Source organism: Vibrio sp. 704 (assembly GCF_033339295.1).
This window is the reverse complement of the sequence record NZ_JAWOUH010000075.1, coordinates 1-1372: the sequence shown is the minus strand read 5'-3', so window position 1 is coordinate 1372 and position 1372 is coordinate 1. Positions and strand designations below refer to the sequence as shown.

General features: G+C 44.0%; 1 protein-coding gene. It reads right to left on the bottom strand.

The window, feature by feature from the left end:
* Nucleotides 1-257 precede the first annotated feature (257 nt).
* Complete coding sequence (locus R7R24_RS24525) at nucleotides 258-1292, bottom strand: IS110 family transposase (protein ID WP_140136440.1); 1035 nt, start codon at nucleotides 1290-1292, stop codon at nucleotides 258-260.
* Nucleotides 1293-1372 lie beyond the last annotated feature (80 nt).

Here is a 1372-nt window from a genome sequence, read left to right as displayed (position 1 = left end):
GCAACATATATGGACGCACCTCAGGATGCAATGGCTAATTGAATGATACGGTCGCTAACATATATCCGACGTCTTTCTAGGTCGATAATAAACCTGCGCCATGATGTAATCCGCCCCTCACTGTCTTTTCAAAGCCTCGGTTTCAATAACCATGTTGCGTTATCAGAGTGTAGTAAGGATGGTTCACCGTTTATTCATCAGCTATTGCAAACTCAGTTGCTTCTCTAGGATAACTCCTTAGAACTTGCTATTTTTTATCAAACAGGCTTAAAGGCCTGATTAATATCGTATTCACTATTTTTCATCAAGATGTGCCATGCTACCCGACCGAGCTTGTTTGCAAGAGCGACAATCGCTTTTGCTTTGCCTCGGCGTGCAATGAGTCCTCTCAACCATGCTCCCATAGAATCCACTTTGTTAGCTCCACACCGAACCACTGCGCGAGCGCCGTGAATAAGTAATGCTCTTAATTCGCGATTACCATTCTTCGATAGAGAGCCGAGACAACTTTTTCCACCTGTACTATTTTGTTTTGGAACCAGGCCACACCATGCTGAGAACTGGCGACCATTTTGGAATTGGTGTCCAGTACCTACCTCACTAATCAGTGCCGCTGTCAAAATCGGACCAAAACCAGGAATATTCCGAATAGCCTCATACCTTGGATTTTGCTGACTCAACATGGTGACACTTTGGGTCATTTCATCTATCTCTTCGCTAAGGCTGACAAAGTCACAGTATAAAGTTTGCAGTAAGTTCCTCATTACTGGGGAAAGATCATTCTCTGCATCTTCAAGAGCTATCGGTAAATGACTTCGCAAAGCTTTAATAGACAAAGGGAAAACCACTCCGTATTCAGCGGCGAGTCCTCTGATCTGGTTCGACAAGGCAGTTCTGTTCTCCACCAAGCGTTTACGGACACTGCGTATTGCTTTGAGGTCTTGTTGCTCAACAGACTTAACAGGAACAAAATGAATATCAGGCCTAGAAAATGCTTCGCAAATTGCTCTCGCATCATTAGCATCATTCTTTTGTCGCCCAACAAATGGCTTTACGTGCTGAGCTGGGATAAGAGCTACGCTATGTCCAAGCTCTTGAAATATTCTGCCCCAATGATGCGAAGTTGCGCATGATTCCATCGCAATAGCCGTTTTCTCTGGTAATTGACGGACTGTATCAAGAAGCTTGTCACGCTTTACCTTTCGGTTTGACAAGATTTGTCCATCAGAACTCAACACGCATACTTGAAAGAGGTTTTTGGCTATATCGATACCGACAACTTTAATAGACATGATGATTACTCCTGCTCTTACTGGTTGCACCATTAGTTTGGTACAACGGTGCTAGAAGGGAAGTGCGTCCATCACATCAA

What these genes read in the sequence shown, in the direction of transcription:
- R7R24_RS24525 (WP_140136440.1), bottom strand. Translation starts at nt 1,292, where the DNA reads ATGTCTATTAAAGTTGTCGGTATCGATATAGCCAAAAACCTCTTTCAA.